16 protein-coding genes are annotated in these 16,997 nt (G+C 40.8%); 8 read left to right on the top strand and 8 right to left on the bottom strand.

What is annotated here, in order from left to right:
* Nucleotides 1-19: 19 nt before the first annotated feature.
* The gene (locus ACED29_RS07505) at nucleotides 20-1,153 is read right to left on the bottom strand and encodes an endonuclease/exonuclease/phosphatase family protein (RefSeq protein ID WP_273057925.1); all 1,134 of its coding nucleotides are present in this window, start codon (nucleotides 1,151-1,153) and stop codon (nucleotides 20-22) included.
* Between the two features lie 388 nt (nucleotides 1,154-1,541).
* Between ACED29_RS07505 and ACED29_RS07500 the strand changes: the two genes are divergently transcribed.
* The 3 genes from ACED29_RS07500 to ACED29_RS07490 all read left to right on the top strand — a co-directional run bounded on the left by ACED29_RS07500 (nucleotide 1,542) and on the right by ACED29_RS07490 (nucleotide 3,078).
* Entirely contained in the window at nucleotides 1,542-2,150 is a 609-nt protein-coding gene (locus ACED29_RS07500; RefSeq protein ID WP_371697382.1) for a CIA30 family protein, read from the top strand.
* A 24-nt stretch (nucleotides 2,151-2,174) separates the two neighbouring features.
* Nucleotides 2,175-2,780, top strand: coding sequence for an HAD family hydrolase (locus ACED29_RS07495; RefSeq protein ID WP_124018072.1), 606 nt, complete (start codon nucleotides 2,175-2,177; stop codon nucleotides 2,778-2,780).
* Between the two features lie 82 nt (nucleotides 2,781-2,862).
* A complete protein-coding gene (locus tag ACED29_RS07490) occupies nucleotides 2,863-3,078 on the top strand; it encodes a TIGR02450 family Trp-rich protein (protein WP_124018073.1) in 216 nt (71 codons plus the stop codon).
* 364 nt (nucleotides 3,079-3,442) lie between these two features.
* Here ACED29_RS07490 and ACED29_RS07485 read toward each other — a convergent pair whose 3' ends face one another.
* The 3 genes from ACED29_RS07485 to slyA form a co-directional block, all read right to left on the bottom strand.
* Entirely contained in the window at nucleotides 3,443-4,471 is a 1,029-nt protein-coding gene (locus ACED29_RS07485) for a DUF2955 domain-containing protein (protein ID WP_371697381.1), read from the bottom strand.
* Nucleotides 4,472-4,611: 140 nt separating this feature from the next.
* Nucleotides 4,612-5,670 carry an HlyD family secretion protein gene (locus ACED29_RS07480; RefSeq protein ID WP_371697380.1) on the bottom strand — a complete coding sequence of 353 codons (1,059 nt, stop codon included), beginning with the start codon at nucleotides 5,668-5,670 and terminating at the stop codon, nucleotides 4,612-4,614.
* Between the two features lies 1 nt (nucleotide 5,671).
* The gene (slyA, locus tag ACED29_RS07475; RefSeq protein ID WP_182696899.1) at nucleotides 5,672-6,151 is read right to left on the bottom strand and encodes a transcriptional regulator SlyA; all 480 of its coding nucleotides are present in this window, start codon (nucleotides 6,149-6,151) and stop codon (nucleotides 5,672-5,674) included.
* A 685-nt stretch (nucleotides 6,152-6,836) separates the two neighbouring features.
* Between slyA and ACED29_RS07470 the strand changes: the two genes are divergently transcribed.
* Nucleotides 6,837-7,751, top strand: a complete 915-nt coding sequence (locus tag ACED29_RS07470) for a L,D-transpeptidase family protein (protein WP_124018098.1) — start codon at nucleotides 6,837-6,839, stop codon at nucleotides 7,749-7,751.
* Between the two features lie 111 nt (nucleotides 7,752-7,862).
* On the opposite strand, the gene ACED29_RS07465 is transcribed toward ACED29_RS07470, so the two are convergent.
* Nucleotides 7,863-8,645 (bottom strand): polymer-forming cytoskeletal protein, encoded by a 783-nt coding sequence (locus ACED29_RS07465; RefSeq protein WP_371697379.1) that lies wholly within the window; start codon nucleotides 8,643-8,645, stop codon nucleotides 7,863-7,865.
* A 112-nt stretch (nucleotides 8,646-8,757) separates the two neighbouring features.
* Between ACED29_RS07465 and zapE the strand changes: the two genes are divergently transcribed.
* Nucleotides 8,758-9,951: a cell division protein ZapE gene (gene zapE, locus ACED29_RS07460; RefSeq protein ID WP_371697378.1), complete on the top strand. Its 1,194-nt coding sequence runs from the start codon at nucleotides 8,758-8,760 to the stop codon at nucleotides 9,949-9,951.
* A gap of 47 nt (nucleotides 9,952-9,998) precedes the next feature.
* Here zapE and ACED29_RS07455 read toward each other — a convergent pair whose 3' ends face one another.
* Nucleotides 9,999-10,283 carry a DUF3081 domain-containing protein gene (locus tag ACED29_RS07455; RefSeq protein WP_165870174.1) on the bottom strand — a complete coding sequence of 95 codons (285 nt, stop codon included), beginning with the start codon at nucleotides 10,281-10,283 and terminating at the stop codon, nucleotides 9,999-10,001.
* 262 nt (nucleotides 10,284-10,545) lie between these two features.
* On the opposite strand from ACED29_RS07455, the gene ACED29_RS07450 reads away from it, so the two are divergent.
* Nucleotides 10,546-10,836, top strand: a complete 291-nt coding sequence (locus ACED29_RS07450) for a hypothetical protein (RefSeq protein WP_371697405.1) — start codon at nucleotides 10,546-10,548, stop codon at nucleotides 10,834-10,836.
* Between the two features lie 205 nt (nucleotides 10,837-11,041).
* On the opposite strand, the gene ACED29_RS07445 is transcribed toward ACED29_RS07450, so the two are convergent.
* Nucleotides 11,042-12,025: a sensor domain-containing diguanylate cyclase gene (locus tag ACED29_RS07445; RefSeq protein WP_182741067.1), complete on the bottom strand. Its 984-nt coding sequence runs from the start codon at nucleotides 12,023-12,025 to the stop codon at nucleotides 11,042-11,044.
* 83 nt (nucleotides 12,026-12,108) lie between these two features.
* Nucleotides 12,109-14,958 carry a bifunctional [glutamate--ammonia ligase]-adenylyl-L-tyrosine phosphorylase/[glutamate--ammonia-ligase] adenylyltransferase gene (glnE, locus tag ACED29_RS07440; protein ID WP_371697377.1) on the bottom strand — a complete coding sequence of 950 codons (2,850 nt, stop codon included), beginning with the start codon at nucleotides 14,956-14,958 and terminating at the stop codon, nucleotides 12,109-12,111.
* Nucleotides 14,959-15,121: 163 nt separating this feature from the next.
* On the opposite strand from glnE, the gene ACED29_RS07435 reads away from it, so the two are divergent.
* A complete protein-coding gene (locus ACED29_RS07435) occupies nucleotides 15,122-16,084 on the top strand; it encodes a hypothetical protein (protein WP_124018100.1) in 963 nt (320 codons plus the stop codon).
* A gap of 13 nt (nucleotides 16,085-16,097) precedes the next feature.
* Nucleotides 16,098-16,997, top strand: coding sequence for a DUF350 domain-containing protein (locus ACED29_RS07430; protein ID WP_124018082.1), 900 nt, complete (start codon nucleotides 16,098-16,100; stop codon nucleotides 16,995-16,997).

The raw sequence follows: 16,997 nt of genomic DNA, 5'->3' as shown, positions 1-16,997 counted from the left end.
AATTACATAATAAATATCATTAACTGCGTACGCTAAAACTCATCATCACAGGTGCATGGTCTGTACTGTCACTATCGCGTTCATAGTCAGGTCGAACGAGATGGCGATCAAACGTTTTATAATCAATTATATGAGCAAGATTTTGTTGCTGAGTTGGATTAAACTCACTCGATACTAATATGTAATCAAGCACAGAACCACTGTTGCCATAGTAATGTGTCGGCTGTCTGACCGGATGGGGTTGCTCATCAACTAATGCGCTTGATTCAAACTCATCTTGGGCCAAGGTCGCATTACACTTGGTGGCGGCAATAAACAACTCATAGCTGTCAAACAAACTGCTTTGGTGTAATTCAGCCATCAATGACGTTTCGCCTAACTTAGCCAGCCCAGGGTCTTCAATATCACTACGAAACACTCGTAATTGATTATTAAACGCGGCTAAGAGTTCACTACCCATAGTGTCATTAAAGTCACCCATTAACATGAAAGGTTGCTGACTTTGTTGTCGTCTCATTAACATTTGATGGCACAACAATGCCGATTCACTGCCTCGCTGTAAACTCGATGCCCAGCGCCCAAGCACTTGCCTTGCTACAAAATCTGCACCGCCATGTAAACCACTTTCACTGATATCGTCGCGACTGACACCGCTACGCTTAGACTTAAGATGAATCACATAACAATCACATGGCCCAAAAATAGGTAACTGTATGGTTGCTCGAAGTGGTTTACGGCTAAAACTAAATGACTCAGCTAAACCTAATTGATTGACCCATTGCGGATCTGGCACGACATTAACCGAATCGATAATAGGATACTTAGATGCAATCGCCACGACTGGACTTCGATACACATAGTCACTCACCACTTCAGGTAAATCTAGTGCCACAAAATATTCATACCCCAGAGACTTAGTCAGCACAGCTAAGGCATCGGGACTAAACACTTCTTGAAAAGCAATAATGTCAGCTTGAGATTGGTTAATAAAATCACTTAACCAGGCACACTTTTTTTGCCACTGTTTATCACTATAGATATTTTCAAAATCATAAAAAGCATAAGGCGGTTCAATAAAATTAAATAAATTAATGCTTACCACACTAAAGGTAAGCGCGGCTGACTGAGTCGATAACCCACCGTTTACGTCCAAAATATCTTGTCCCTCAGGTCTATCATCTGTTGATATGATTGCTCATCATCGAAGATAAATAGCCACTTAATAAAACCTATACCAAGGGTACTGACAAGATCCCAACTTGTCGAATATAACTCTCCCCCAGATGGGAAGGATCTGGCATTAAAAAAGAACGGCAAAATAAGTGAACCTAAATTGAATAGCACGCGTAATAAGTAATAGTTAAACCGTTAGATGACACCTGATGGACCAAAGCCCGATACGTTAGACCCCATGTAGCAAGACCCGATGCAGTAAGTAACATTATCCTCCGTAAGACCCTTTATGGCTTATCCCTCACCCTGATAAGCCATTTTTTTATGGCCTTTGGAGCGATATATCGAACGATAATGAATAGGAGTATATGATGGTATTACTCAATACACAGGACGGGCATATTAGCCGAAAAGTACCAATAGGTATTCGAACTGTCGCAGGAATTTTACTAATGTTTGGCCAACCCGCATGGAGTGCCAGTGAGGATAATATGTTATTTCATTTTACTGATCCGAGTCACTTTACAAAATGGTTAATCAATAATGACACTGTAATGGGCGGTATTTCACAAAGCAAAGTTGAAATTAACCAGCAAGTGTTGTTATTTACAGGGTCTGTGTCATTGGAAAACAATGGCGGGTTCGCATCGATAGAGTCGAATTATAAGCATCAAATTATCGATCAATCAGAGCTTAGCCTCACAGTTAAAGGCGATGGTAAAACCTATCAAATACGCCTAAAATCACCCAATTTATCGTATGGTGAAGCGTATGTAGCGAATTTTACCACTAGCCCAAATACGCTAACGCAACATACTTTTATCCCTGCTGATTTTACCGTTAACTTCAGGGGACGTAAGGTTGCAAATGCACCAGCATTAGATTTTAATGACATTGATCGGGTTGGCTTTTTAGTGGCACAAAAACAACAAGGTCCGTTTTTAATTGAGTTACACTCAATGCAATTTAACCGATAAATATAAATTAGATAAGGGTATTAATTGAATTTACCAATGCAAATTAAAGGTATTATTTTTGACTTAGACGGTACCTTAGTTGAATCCAGTTTAGACTTTAACTTAATTCGTCAGCAAATTGGTTGTCCTGATAGTATCGATCTCCTTAAATATGTCGACGAGTTAAGCTGCAAAGACACTCAAGCCAGCGCCAATCAGATTATCCTTGATCATGAATACCAAGATGCAATCAATGCCAAACCGATTAAAGGCATGGCAGAGCTGATTAATGCTATTGAAGCGGCAAAACTCCCCACTGCTATAGTGACTCGTAATAGCCTTGCCGCTAGTGCTATGAAAGTAAAACAGAATAATATCGCCATCAATCACGTATTGACCAGAGAAGATTATCCAGCAAAACCGGCCCCGGATGCATTGCTAGCGATAGCAACTCAATGGCAAATTTCGCCGCAACATATTATCTATGTCGGCGATTATTTATATGATATTCAGGCAGCTAACAATGCCGGCATGATAGCTTGTTTTATTAATCATGGGGTTGATAGCGAATATCAACATCTCGCCGATATTATTATCAATGATCTAAGCCAATTGCAGCAGTTATTAGTTAGTCACTCTCACAATGATTAACACCAGTACTGATTAGGTTCGTCATGAGTCATAACATGAATATTAATATGGGCATCGAAATACTGAGAATAGGAGAACGAATATGAACCCAATTCATCCTAAGAAATTACTCAATAGCAAATGGACCAAGGTGAACGTGGTTCAGAAACTGAAGCATTTTAGCATCAGTAAAGTGGAATATGACGAGCAGCAAAACGTCATTGAATGCATCATAAGGGCAGAAATGAATGCACAAGAGTTTGCTATTGACTGGCGCAACCTTAAAGATCCGCAACAGTGGAAAATTGGCTGGCAATAATCTATTGCAAAACATATTCATTATGACGTTTGTAAAATAAAAAAGTGACTCTTGACCCTATAAAAGGTTCTGTGTAGCTACCTACTTTATATATAACCTGAAATTCATTATTCAAATTCAATAATAAAACGATTCAGTGCCGCTTACCTATTCCTAATCGGCATTATCCTTTTCCTCGACGCTTACCAAATATGTTTTTTTGCATCATGCTAATTCCATTTAGTAAGTGTATTTATACTATATTAAGGCTAAACATATAATTATACATAGCATAAATGAATGATAAATAAACATAACGAAGTCAGATTAGCCTATAAATTAACAGCGTTAACTAGTGTAATGTATTTTAAATTGATCTAAAAAATTAACTACCAAATCGAGTCGCTGCAAATTGATTCAATAAGCGATGCACTAAATAACACAATAATAAAGTTGCCACTATTGCTACTAGAATACTACTGACTCGATACAAAGCACTAAATACTAGATCGTTATTGGGGGTTAAATATTGGCCAAATAGTATGCCTAATGTGGTCATGGCGCCAAACCCCACTCCTGAGCCACTCGCCTCTCTCACATGCACTTGGCTAAATAACATTAAGCCTATCCACAATAGCGGTATGACAAAAATCAGTTGCCCAGACCAATCATAAAGTAATCCTTGTCCTAGTAAACCAAAGGTCACTCCAAGCAGGGTACCGATAGCACGCTTGCGGGCATAGCCGAGTGCACCATTCCAATGCATGGGGAATAACAATAATAAGGTGGTGGCTTGAGCTGACATAGAGTCTCGCAAGTTAAATACCTGAAAAACCACAAATGATGCTGTCGCAATTGATGCACCGAGTAATGCTTCATGACGCATTCGATTAGGCGCTTTAGCAACCGATGCCATTGGCGGACGTGGTTCGACATCTGGCCAAAGAGCGGTCATAGCGTAAGCAATGATGACAGATGCTGCCGTCGCCCAAAAATTATTAAAAATAAGATTATTAATATCGACACTCGGATAACTGGCAAAGTGCAGCATAATGCTTAAGCTGATCACCCCGTTAGCGCCGAACAAAAACAAACTGCCTCGTGACATTGCCGCAAATCGATACAGAAAAAGTATAAACACAATTGGCAAGATCATGCCTGGATGAGTACCAAATAAACCACCTAGAATACCCACCTCAATTCCAGCCATCACCGATGATGCTAATAGTTGCCGCATTGCATGGGCATTCATCACTGGTACTAAACCCAACAGTAACATTGGGGTAACGGTAAAAAATACCCCATAACTTAGGTCGAAAAATTTACAAATAGCAAACCCAAGCGTAGCGCCTGTTGCAATGCGAAGGCATTGACGTAAATCGTTTGTAGTCAAAGGACTGTGGCGTAGCAACATGTAAAATACCTTCGCATTGGAGAGAATACTGCACCCTAAATCACCCACCCTAATAAATGGTTTGTTCAGTCAACACTAAAAAAGTGGTAACCAGCTATAAGTATGGATTAGGGAAATAATGATTGAAGTTAATGCTTCATTTAATAAATATAGTGCAGCACACTAATGACTTTAATTTGTACCTTGGCCAAAAAACCGAGGAAACTGCTATTGGGCACCAATTGCACCGTGGCGCGAGCCCCTGCAGGCAATAGGCTAACGGCTTGTTGATCGAGCTCTAAATGTAAACGCAAGCGCTGGGCATCACGTACCCATCGCACCGACTCTTGGGGATCTGCCAAGCGGCCATTGGCATCAAATTGTCCGGCACTCACACCTGCATCAACAGAACTCACTTTAGCCGAGTATAAATGTCCAGGTTGGCCATCAAATGAAACCAGCGCAATTGATTGTGGCTCAATACCTTGTAAACTTTTCTCTCTGAAATCAGCAATAATATCAACGTTTTCTGATACGAGTGCTAATAAAGGCTGACCGACTGTAGCAAAGCTACCGACTTCTAACTGTAAGTTAGTGACAACCCCATTTTGATCTGCGCGAATTTGAGTATATGACAAGTCTAACTCGGCTTGAGCTAAATGATTTTGAGCTTGGCGAACTTTTAAATTATCCGCGCCGTTAAACCCACGACTAACGATTAACTTAGTTAAGCGAGCTTTAGCGGCAAGTAAGTTAGCTTCGGCGGTTGCGGCATCATTTTGAGCTTGATCGGCTAACTGCTGCGATACACCGCGTGTGGAATAAAGAGCATCAATACGCTTTGCCTCGCTGCTTTTTTGCTGTGCATTACTTTGATTTGCCTGCACGTCGGCTTTGGCGGCTAATATCGATGCATCGAGTTCTGCATTATCTTGTTTGGCTTGCTCTAAGGCTAATGTTGCTCGCTCAATCGCTAACTCATAAGAGGCTGAATCGATACTAAACAACACATCACCTTCGGCCACAAATTGGTTATTTGCGACCTTAATAGAGGCTATTTTTCCACTGACTTGTGGTGTTACCTTGGTGACCATCCGTGTTGCCATAGCTTGTGGCGTCATTGGCATGACAGCATCGGCAAACATAAAGTAACCGAATACGAATACAAACATCGCAATCGATATTTTAACGAGACGGGCAAATTGTTGATCTGGAGTCATGTTACTTCTCACTAAAAGGGTCATCAGACTGATTAAGCTTAGCCATAGCATTAGCACTAATCAGACTGATCACACGTTCAAATTCATTTAATTCTTGATGACTAATGCCATTGAGTAATTCAGCACGGATTTGCATAATCCGTGCTTCTATTTGCTTCAGAATGTCGGTTCCTTGAGGGGTCAAACTGACAATTCGTGCTCGCTTATCAGTATCGCAACAACGCCTTTTAACATATCCATGTTCTTCTAATTGTCCCAAAGTGCGCATTAATGATGGCAATTCTATTTCTAACGCGTCGGCGAGTACTTTTTGACTGACGTTATCGCCTAAGCGTAATAGCTTCCACAGCGCGGTCCAGCGAGGATGAGTTAAGCCTAAAGGAATTAATTCAACATCTGCGACAGTGCGCCATAATCGATGTAACCGGCCGAGTTGCTCAGCAAGATGTAGCTCTTTTAATCGCTCTAATTCTGTAGAAATCATATTAAGTCACCACTTAGTTAGCATGCTAAGCATTATAACTGGTTAGCATGCTAACTAAAAGTGCAACAATTTATTTTGATGAGGAATAAGCAGAGTAAAAAAATAACCAATTGATATATAAATTAAAAATAAACATTAATTTAAATAAATGTTCACTAGTATCTGGTTTTACTGTCGTCTTGTACGTACTTTGGGGATTCATCGAGGACATCTTTTACTGCAATTTTCCTCGGTAAATACTGAGATAGCTATATAGGCAAAAATCCAAATACATATTTTTAGATGCGATAGGAGCTTAACCCAACATCGTTAATTAAAGAGGCTGAAAGTGTGCATCATCGCTTACGGTGTTAAGGCCGATTGCATAAAATACCCATAAGCTTAAGTCTTATAAAAAATCCATTTAAGAGTCATTCTTCCACAAAATAGACACTCAAATAGGTTATAAGTTAACGCTAAAAGAACATCAGTTGCCAATCGCTCCAGACAACTTACATCAGCTTACTAAACGTTTAGGATTTAAATAACGAAACAGGAAAAAATCAGTTGAAATATTAAGCGTAATAAGTGAGGATGCGCGCTAATAATATGTACTAATGACCAGTACAAAATAGTCAAACTTGGTAAGATATTGTAGTCTGACTGGTATAACGTCTGTTTTTGGAATGATATAACGCTTATGATGAATTCGTTACGCACTACTTTAATTGCAGCAACGGCTATGGTACTCAGTTTTTCGAGTGCTGCTGTTGAATATCGTCTACCTGCTAAAGGCAGCAATTTAGTCGGTGAAAATCAATACTATGTTGTTCCTGAGGGCAAGTTAACCCTAGAACAAATCGCCTCAAAATTTCAGCTCGGATTAACTAACTTATTAGAAGCAAACCCTGGCGTGGATCCCTTTTTACCCAAAGCCGGTAGCACTTTATTAATTCCACATCAGCTAATTTTGCCGAACACTAAACGTGAAGGCGTAGTGATAAACAGCGCTGAAATGCGTTTATATTATTTCCCAAAAGGAAAAGATATTGTTGAAGTATTGCCTATTGGTATTGGCCAAATTGGTAAAGACACTCCAGAAAAGTGGGTAACAACCATTCAACGAAAACGCGCAAACCCAACGTGGACACCAACTGCTAATATTCGTAAATCTTACGAAGCAAAAGGAGTGACATTACCAGCGGTATGGCCTGCAGGCGCTGATAATCCAATGGGTTTGTTCGCACTGTATGTGGGTAACTTATATGCAATCCATGGCACTAACGCCACCTTTGGTATTGGTTTACGCGTCAGTTCTGGTTGTGTTCGTTTACGTGATGAAGATATTGAACATTTATTTAATACCGTGCCAGTAGGTACTCGTGTTGAATTTATTAACCAACCCATTAAAGCGACTGAAGAACCTGATGGTAATCGTTATTTAGAAGTTCATCAGCCGCTATCACGCACTCAAGCTGAGTTTGATTCGACTGAGCCAGTAGCATTATCATTTGATAAAGAAACCACTCGCTTTGTTGCTCACCCACAAACTGACTCATTTATATTAAAGCGATTACTAGAGCAACGTACAGGTATGCCAACTCGCATTAATCCATAAGTAATATAAAAATATTTGGCTGTATCAAAACAGCATAAAATGGTTTTATTACTCCACTAAACACTGTGGTTAATAAAACCATTTTTTTATGGGTTTAATAAAAAAAGATGCTTACTTATCTGGCGAGCCAAACGCTGGCTCGATTTGTTCGACATCGTCACTCGCTGTTTGGCTATCCCCCATAGCCTCACTGGTTTTAGCGAGTTCATGTAAATCTTCCATCGCCACATTAATATCACTTTGACCAGCCCCCATCAATGCTTCGGCTTGATCGACAAATGAAGTCTGTTGATCTATATCTTGAAATAAGACCTCAGCATCTTCTGCTGTTGCAGTTGATTGTGAGTATTGCTCTACGCTGGCTTGATTGTTGTCAGATGACAATATTTGACCACGATTTAATGCCGAGCTAATGGTTGGTTGTAATATTGTGCCGGCAATAATCAAAATAGTCGCAACTGCGGCATAAGTGAATTTACGCCCAGAAAAAACCGAATGAGTAACACTAGCCTGCTGCGCCTGTTGATGTGATGATTGCTCTGCTTCAGCTTGTGGTAACTGCTTTGCATCAGGACCTTTAGTGCGCATACCGATGAATTGACCGCCATCATAAATTTCCATCTGATGACTCGACACTTCACCTTCTACAATACCCGAGCTGACAATAATTAACTTATTGCAATGTAACTTGCCTTTAAATAATCCTGACACGCGCATCTCTTGGCAAAAAACGTCACCCTCAATCACGCCTCCCAGCTCAATTTTGATTTGATCAGTAGAGTTAATAGTACCTTTAGTGTGGCCAGCAACCATTGCAGGACCTTGAATACGTACATTACCTTCTAATGTCATATCCGCACCAATATAGGTCATCCCCTTATTTTTATGATTCATGTCTGGGTCCTTGTTAGGATTAATACTCAGGGTTCACGCTCAGAGTTAATAGATTGTTATTTTTGTCACAAGAGCTTAAAGGAAATACGCACCATAATAAAGGCAACAGTTAATGGTATACTACTCAGCTCAACAATTTAGCTTAAGTGTTATGTCGCCATTACAAGCCTATCAGCAGCGCATTAAACAAAACATGCTTGATGATCCTGCGCAACAGCAAGCAGTACTCGCCTTAGATTCGCTCTATCAGCAATGTCTATCGATTAACAAAAAAAACCGCGGTTTATATTTGTGGGGAGATGTTGGTCGTGGGAAAACCTTTCTGATGGATCTGTTATATCAAAGTTTGTCTGAGCAGTACCTATATAGCCCGCAGTCTGAAGTAAATAAAACCGTATTACGTCTTCATTTTCATCGTTTTATGGCTATGCTCCATCAGCAATTAAATCAAACATCGGGGATCCGCGATCCATTAGCTCATATCGCTAAGCAAATTGCAGCCAAATATTCTGTCATTTGCTTCGATGAATTTTTTGTATCTGATATCGGTGATGCCATTTTACTTGGGCGATTATTTGAGACATTATTTCAGTCAGAAGTGACCTTAGTTGCAACGTCAAATGTGCCGATTGTTGACTTGTATAAAAACGGATTACAGCGCGATCGTTTTTTACCCACTATTGATCTGCTTCTACAATATACCGAATCAATCCATTTAAATGGTCAAATTGATCATCGTTTACACGCTAACGCCAACATATTAACGACTACACCACCTTGGCTAAAACAGCCATCATCAATGGCGCCCGAAGTTGTTTTTCAACAATTATGTCAACAATACCCACAACCTCATGCGAGTCTCAAAAACCTGCCACATTCAATTGAGGTATGCCATAGAGACATTGCCGTTATGGCTATACACGGCCAGCTTGCTTGGTTTACCTTTTCAGCCTTGTGCCAAGGCCCACGATCAGCATTAGATTATATTGAACTCGCGGGACAATTTAGCCATATCTTACTCAGCGATGTACCGATATTAGGCGGAGAACTACGAAGCTGGATTAGAGCACGTGGCACCGAAGATGGTTCACTAGCAACCATCACAGGCGAGCGACAACTATCCTATGCCAGTGAGGATGATCCAACCAGACGCTTTATTAGTTTAGTTGATGAACTATACGATCAAAAAGTGATGTTAATTCTCAATAGCAGGTTTAGCTTGGAAGATTTATACATTGATGGGGCATTACAATTTGAATTTAGACGCACTTACAGTCGCCTAATCGAAATGCAACAATGGGCGTAAAGTATATGATGCAAGGTTATGAGTGCTTAATAACCTTAATGCTTTACTCAAGATGCTTGGAAATTTTCAACGTCATTAAATCGACGTAAAAAATTATCGAGCGCATCATTGGTAGGATATTCGAACTGATACTTATTGTGAAAAAACACCGTTAAACTAACTTGGGCATCAGACAAGGTAATGGTGTAGCCATCGTGATCCGTTTGGGCACTAATACCACACAACCAATAATCATGGCCACTAAGACCATCTTCAAGCGCACGTTTTTCGCCATATTGAGTGACTTTGTTAAACACTTTTAACGCACGATGAATATCAATTTCATTTTTCATTACAGGCTCTACCATTAATATTGCTATGTTCTTATTCAACGATACTATACGCTAGCAATACTTAATAGATCAGTACTTCACAGATCTGCTATTAATAACTATAACAGCCTAGATTTATTCAATATTACTGCGCCATTTTGATTTAAAATATTTCACTTTGTTATGACTACAAGGCAGCATCACCATAGTTTATAACAGATAGAAGCGATAACATGCTTAGTACTATGATGGATTTTTTGCCCTCGGTTTAAGTGCAGGATTAATCAAGTCAGATTTAAAAGTCCCTAAGGCGACCTGCGAAACCTTATCCACTTTGTTAATGCTCATACTAGGAATAGCAGAGGGCATGACAAGGCAAAAAAGTCATTTAGCGATCACTAAATGCCGTCTGTTATTGCGCTTGGATTTATTATTCTTCTGCGTGTGTATTCAATGCTACGCCAACTTATCAAATTGCCGCAAAAAGAAGCCATTAAGGCGGCAATACCCTATGCCAATATTGGCTTGGCTATGCTGGTATCGCTTGAGACAGCGCCTGAAATTAAATCGTTGATTTTAAATGAATTTATTCATTATAATTCACTAGGTATTAGGCTAAGCCATCAATAGAGGTAATCTGCTGAGTGTAGATAAATTAATAATTGAGTAAGTTGAAATGAAAAATAATAGTAGTGAAAGGACATCATCTTTTACTAAGATTAAGCACAAGGATATATCCATTATCGGCGAGTAATTCAGCATCATTCATGAGTAACAGGCTATTTAATTACCGTTTCGTTTTTCTGGTGATGTTTTGCTTTGTCAACAAACATGGCTTTATCGACAGTCACCAAATATTCATACAAGGATAATGCCTGATTTGCTTGTCGATGCACCACACCTTTGCTGTAAGTTAATTGGTAAGGTTTAGCATTGTGCTGGTTATGCTGCTCAACAGACTGCTGGAACCTGCGTAATACATCATTGACAATAGTTTCATCAGTTTGACTCAGCAATACCACAAATTCATCACCAGCAAATCGAGCAATAATATCTGAGCCACGAAAACTACTGACTAATAAACGGGCAAAGATTTTTAATGCATTATCTCCTTCTTCATGACCAAATGCGTCATTAATAGATTTAAAATCATTTAAATCTAAAAAAATCAAACAGGTGTTAAAGCCGAGCTTATCACTGCGGGCCATTGTTCTATGAGAAAGTAACTCAAAGCCGCGACGATTAAAAATACCCGTTAACGCATCCAAAGTATTTTGCTTAATCGATAACAGCTCATCTATAACAATATTGCCAAGATCTTCTAAAGTTGCTTCATCATCTTTAGAAAAGGACCTCGGCTTGTCATCAATAATACACAAGGTTCCGACTATCACGCCATTAGGCATAGTTAATGGATAACCGGCATAAAATCGAACATTAGGTGGCCCGAGTACCAGTGGGTTGTCGGCAAAACGCTGATCTTTTAGCGCATCAGGTACAATGAAAATGCCATGCTGATTAATGGCGTGACCACAAAAAGAAATATCACGTTGGGTTTCGCATACATCTAATCCTTGTGAGGATTTAAACCATTGACGATCGGCATCAATTAAACTTATCACGCTAATCGATACTGAAAATAAGCGTTTTGCTAGCCGAGTGACACGATCAAAGCGATCTTCAGCTGCGGTATCGAGCATGTTTAATCCTCGAAGCGTTTCGAGTCGAGTATGCTCATTTTCAGGTATCGGAGCTAGAAGCATTAAAAGTCCAACTTAATCAAATAACACCAGTTCAATAAGACAGTTATAGAACTAAATATCGATCTTAACCACTTCATTTAGTATCAAATGTGTAAAATATTATTATAAATTTCAATGACGCTATCAGTTTTGGGTTGCACGCTTTGCTGCGGTAATTTACCGGGCAATTGCTGTAAGGTCAGTTCATGATTCTCATCACGCAGCCAACAGTAAGTTTGAGTTAAATGCTGAGCTTGCATTACCGGCAATAATTCCAACTCGGCTAACACTTCAAAAATGCGCACATTATCAGACCAAATAGTTAACTCGTGATATTGATGCGCATAGGCTAAGACTAAATACTGGGCTATAAATTCAATGTCCGCAATACCACCTGCGCTCTGCTTTAAATCAAATATTGTTGCTTCTGCTTGAAGTAAATGCTCGCGCATTTTTGTGCGCATATCCCTAACAGCTTTAGCCAACTCCACTTTATCGCGCTCAATTTGCAACACTTGCGCACGTAGTTCACTAAAACGACCCGCAAGTGAATAATCACCAAACACGAAACGAGCGCGCACTAAAGCTTGATGCTCCCAGGTCCAAGCCTCTTGCTGCAAATAAGCACCAAAATGCTCTATTTCACTAACTAATAAGCCTGATGCACCCGATGGGCGTAAACGCATATCAACTTCATATAATTCTCCAGATGTGGTGCGGGTAGCAAATAAATGCACCACACGCTGAGCAAGCTTTAGGTAAAAATGGCCATTATCAATAGATCGTTCGCCATCTGTACTGCCAGAACCGCTGTCACCGTGTAAGAAAACCAAATCTAAATCAGAACCATAACCCAGTTCAATACCACCAAGCTTACCGTACCCAATCACTGCAAACCCCATATTACTTGGGCTTGTTCCCTTAGGCGTGCCATGGCGAGACGCTACTTGATGCCAAGCTTGCAGCACGACTTGCTCAATAATTGCTTCGGCTAAAAAGGTTAAATGATCGCTGACCTGCATGACAGGTAAAACACCTGTGACATCGGCCGCAGCAATCTTGAGTTGTTGAGACAATTTAAACTGGCGCAGCGCTTCCATTTGCTGCTCCATGTCATCTTCTGGTACTCGTAATAAATATTGGCGTAATTCGCTCGGATAATCATCAATGGAAGTGATGTCATACAGTTGCGACGGGTCAATAAGCTCATCGAGCAACATAGGAAAATTAGCTAGCTCACGCGCAATCCAGGGGCTTGCACAACATAAACTGACTAATTGTTGTCTAGCACCCGGGTTTTCACATAAAAGCTCAAGGTAAGTAGTTCGAGTTAATATTTTATCTAGCACGTTGGCAACGGGCTTAAAAGCTTGACTCGGTTTCGCCTGATTAACCAATTCCTCGAGTAATTTAGGCATTAATTTGTCTAAGGTTTCACGCCCTCGAGGTCCGATAGAACGTTTTGACACCATTTGATGCCATTCACTTAATAACGGCCATAATTCGCTATCATCGATTTGTTGTTCTTGCAGCAAGGCATTAGCGTCTTCATCTTGCTGCACATTCCAAAATAATGATGTCCAATGATCATTCTGTTCGTGACTGTCAGTGCCACCGACCGTGGCATTAAAATGGCCGTGAATGGTAGCCATCGCAGTATTAATTTTTTGACGAAGTTCTTCTTCGTTTTCAACATCTAATGGATAACATAGCCGCTGCCAATCAAGCTCATTGTTGGGCAGAGTTTGTGTTTGTTTATCATCGATAGCTTGTAATAAATTCTCCACCCGACGCAAAAGAATATAGCTATGTTTAAGCTCATCAACCGCTAAATATTCCAATTGCCCAAGGCTATACAAGGTATCAATGGCACCAAATAAACTTTGTTGCCGCAATGCGGGTTCGCGGCCGCCACGGATCAACTGAAAACTTTGCACTACGAATTCGACCTCGCGGATCCCTCCCGCACCCAACTTAATGTTATCGGTTAACTGGCGACGCCTGACTTCTTGAGCAATAAGTTGCTTCATTTTACGTAGTGATTCAATCGCAGAAAAATCAATATAACGGCGATATACAAATGGGCGTAATAAATCATGTAGCTCGTCACAATAGCCAGACCAAGGGCCCAATACACGAGCTTTTACCATGGCGTAGCGTTCCCAATCGCGACCTTGTTCTTGGTAATAATCTTCTAGACCACTGAAACTGACGACTAACGGACCACTTTCTCCGTAAGGCCGTAAACGCATATCAACACGAAATACAAATCCATCAACCGTCACTTGGTCGAGTAAATTTACCAAGCGTTGGCCCATGCGAATAAAGAATTGTTGATTGGCCTGAGTACGTCTTCCACCTACCGTGTCACCATGCTCTGGAAAGGTAAAAATTAAATCAATGTCAGATGAAAAATTAAGTTCACGGCCACCCAGTTTACCCATACCTAAAATTAATAAAGGTTGCGGCTTACCTTCGGCACTCATGGGGGTACCATATTGCTGACACATTTCTTGATATAACCAATCTCGTCCAGCAATAACCAATGCTTCGGCAAGTGCTGATAAATCGAGTAGAGATTCTTCTACTGGGGTGTAATTTAAAAAATCACGCCATGCTAAACGCACCATTTGTAGATTACGATAACAACGTAAGGCTGACTTAACCTGCTCTTCTTGAGTTAACTCAACTAACAGCGAATGTAACTGAGCATCAAAATCACTGCGCACCACATCATCTAATAGGCCATCAAATAACTGCACAATCCATTCTGGATGACGACAAAGTTGCTCAGCAATATAATCACTCAAGCCAAATACGACTTTTAGCTCTTGCTGCTGCGAGGGGGGCAGTGCGGTTTTAGCCTCAGGCCAACTGTCGCAGAGTCTTAACCAGTAACGATCTGCGCTGTCTAACATAGCGGCAGATAATACCTTGTTACCTTGGTTTTGCATGGCAATAATGATCCCTAAAGAAAATGAACGTTGGACATATTATGTCGTGAATGGTATATCTATTGGTCAGTAAAATGATCAGATTAATATCATTGATACCCAGATTACTATAACCTGTGTCATATTGAATTAGCACATGAAAAATCTACATTTTGGAGAAAACATGGTAGGTCACCTCCCCCGTGTACTCATATTGATAACGGTATTGTTTGCCACGTTAGCCCTTAGCGGTTGCGGTGACGACCGACCGGAACAAATTGCTAAGTACCAGCAACTGACCCAACAACGTCTTGATCTGTTGGCCAGTTCACTCGACAACAATCAGCTGCGTAATGCGACGTTACTTAAACAATACACCAGTATTCTCGCTCAGCGCCAATCAGACTTAACACCTTTACTCGAAGAGTTGGCAAAAGATGCCGGCACTGAAGGTCCAATGTTTCAGTCATTAACGCGTCGTTATAAAGACTTAAACGATAGCGCTAACTTTATTGATTTAGACCAGCAACTGGCTGAAGCTCAAAATGTTTATCAAGCTGCAGACAGCAGTTTGTATAATGATATGCTGTCTGATCCAGTCAATGTTGTCGCTGATATGTCTAATGGCCAACTGGCCAGAGTCAATGCAATCAGCCGTGAAGCCGAAGCGCTCGCGAATGGAACCGACGTTGGTGGTGCAGGCAGCCAGCTTGTGGGTAATCCTGCTTATGGTAGCTGGCAAAACAATTCAAGTGGCACATCGATTTGGGCTTGGTATGGCATGTATGCGATGTTTTCTAACTTCACTCGTCCAACAAGTTACGACCGTTGGTCGGGTAACCGTGGTTACAGTTATTATAATGATGTAGGACGTTACCGTTATACCTCACCAAAACAAGCCACTTCGCAAGCAAAAACCTTTGAACAAACCAAGAAACGTTTTGACAGCCAGGGGAAGCGATTTGACAGCCCTTATGCAAAAACTCGAACAGGTTCTACAAGCTTGTCGCGTCAAAGTGCTAGCGCACCTAAAGCCAGTAGTACCACTCAGAGCGCGAGTAGAAAATTTCGTTCGAGCTATTCAAAAGACAGCAGTTTCCGTAACTCAAGCAGCCGCACTAGTCGCGGTGTTAGCCGTGGAAAATAGGTAAGGACTCACCATGACATTTTTTCAAGAATATGGCTTAACTCAACATTTGGCGATTATCTTAGCCATTGATTTAACCATCGCTATCGTTTTACTGACGCTAATGCGTTACTTGCAAGGCTGGAGTGTTAAAGTTAACAGCAGTGCCGAGCTAGCAGAACGTGACAATTTCGCCTTTGGTATTAGTACAGCAGGTGCAATCGCAGCATTGGGCATTGTGCTTACCGGCGCCATAACTGGCGAGGCAGCACCGTCTTATTTAACCGAAGCGATTGGCATGTCGGCTTACGGTTTATTTGGTTTAGTACTGATTAAATTGGGCCGTTTTTTACACGACAAAATCGCCTTAAATGAATTTGCGAAAAACGCTGAAATTCTCAAAGGTAATGTCTCTGTGGCTGTGGTTGATGCTGCGGCGGCTATTGCCACTGCCATTATTATCCGCGCAGTATTAATGTGGGCAGAAGATATTACCATCGATACCTTCATCGCTATTTTCAGCGCCTTCTTAATCTCCCAATTAATGTTAGTTATTCTCACCAGACTGCGCGAAAAACGTTACGCTCAACGTAATCAAGGTGCGTCAATGCAACAAGCCTTAACCCAAGGCCAAACGGCATTAGCATTGCGTCATAGTGGCTACATGATTGCCATGGCGTTAAGCTTTAACGCCGCAAGCCATTTCATTGCATACAATCCAACGGCTCACGTCAGTAACATTATTGGTTGGTGCGTATTTTCACTGATTATGTTGGTGGTATTATCGCTATTGATAACCGTGGTAAAAAAACTGGTATTGGCCGGTATTAATCTTGCCGAGGAAGTCGAAAAACAACAAAACATCGGTATCGCAGCCGTTGAAATGGCGATTAGTATTGCCGTGGCTCTTATTCTTACGGCGTTAATGGCTTAA

Origin of the sequence: Shewanella sp. 5S214 (assembly GCF_041439795.1) — a bacterium.
Lineage (GTDB): Bacteria > Pseudomonadota > Gammaproteobacteria > Enterobacterales > Shewanellaceae > Shewanella > Shewanella vesiculosa.
The sequence above is the reverse complement of the archived record's forward strand: the minus strand, read 5'-3'. Positions and strand labels throughout refer to the sequence as shown.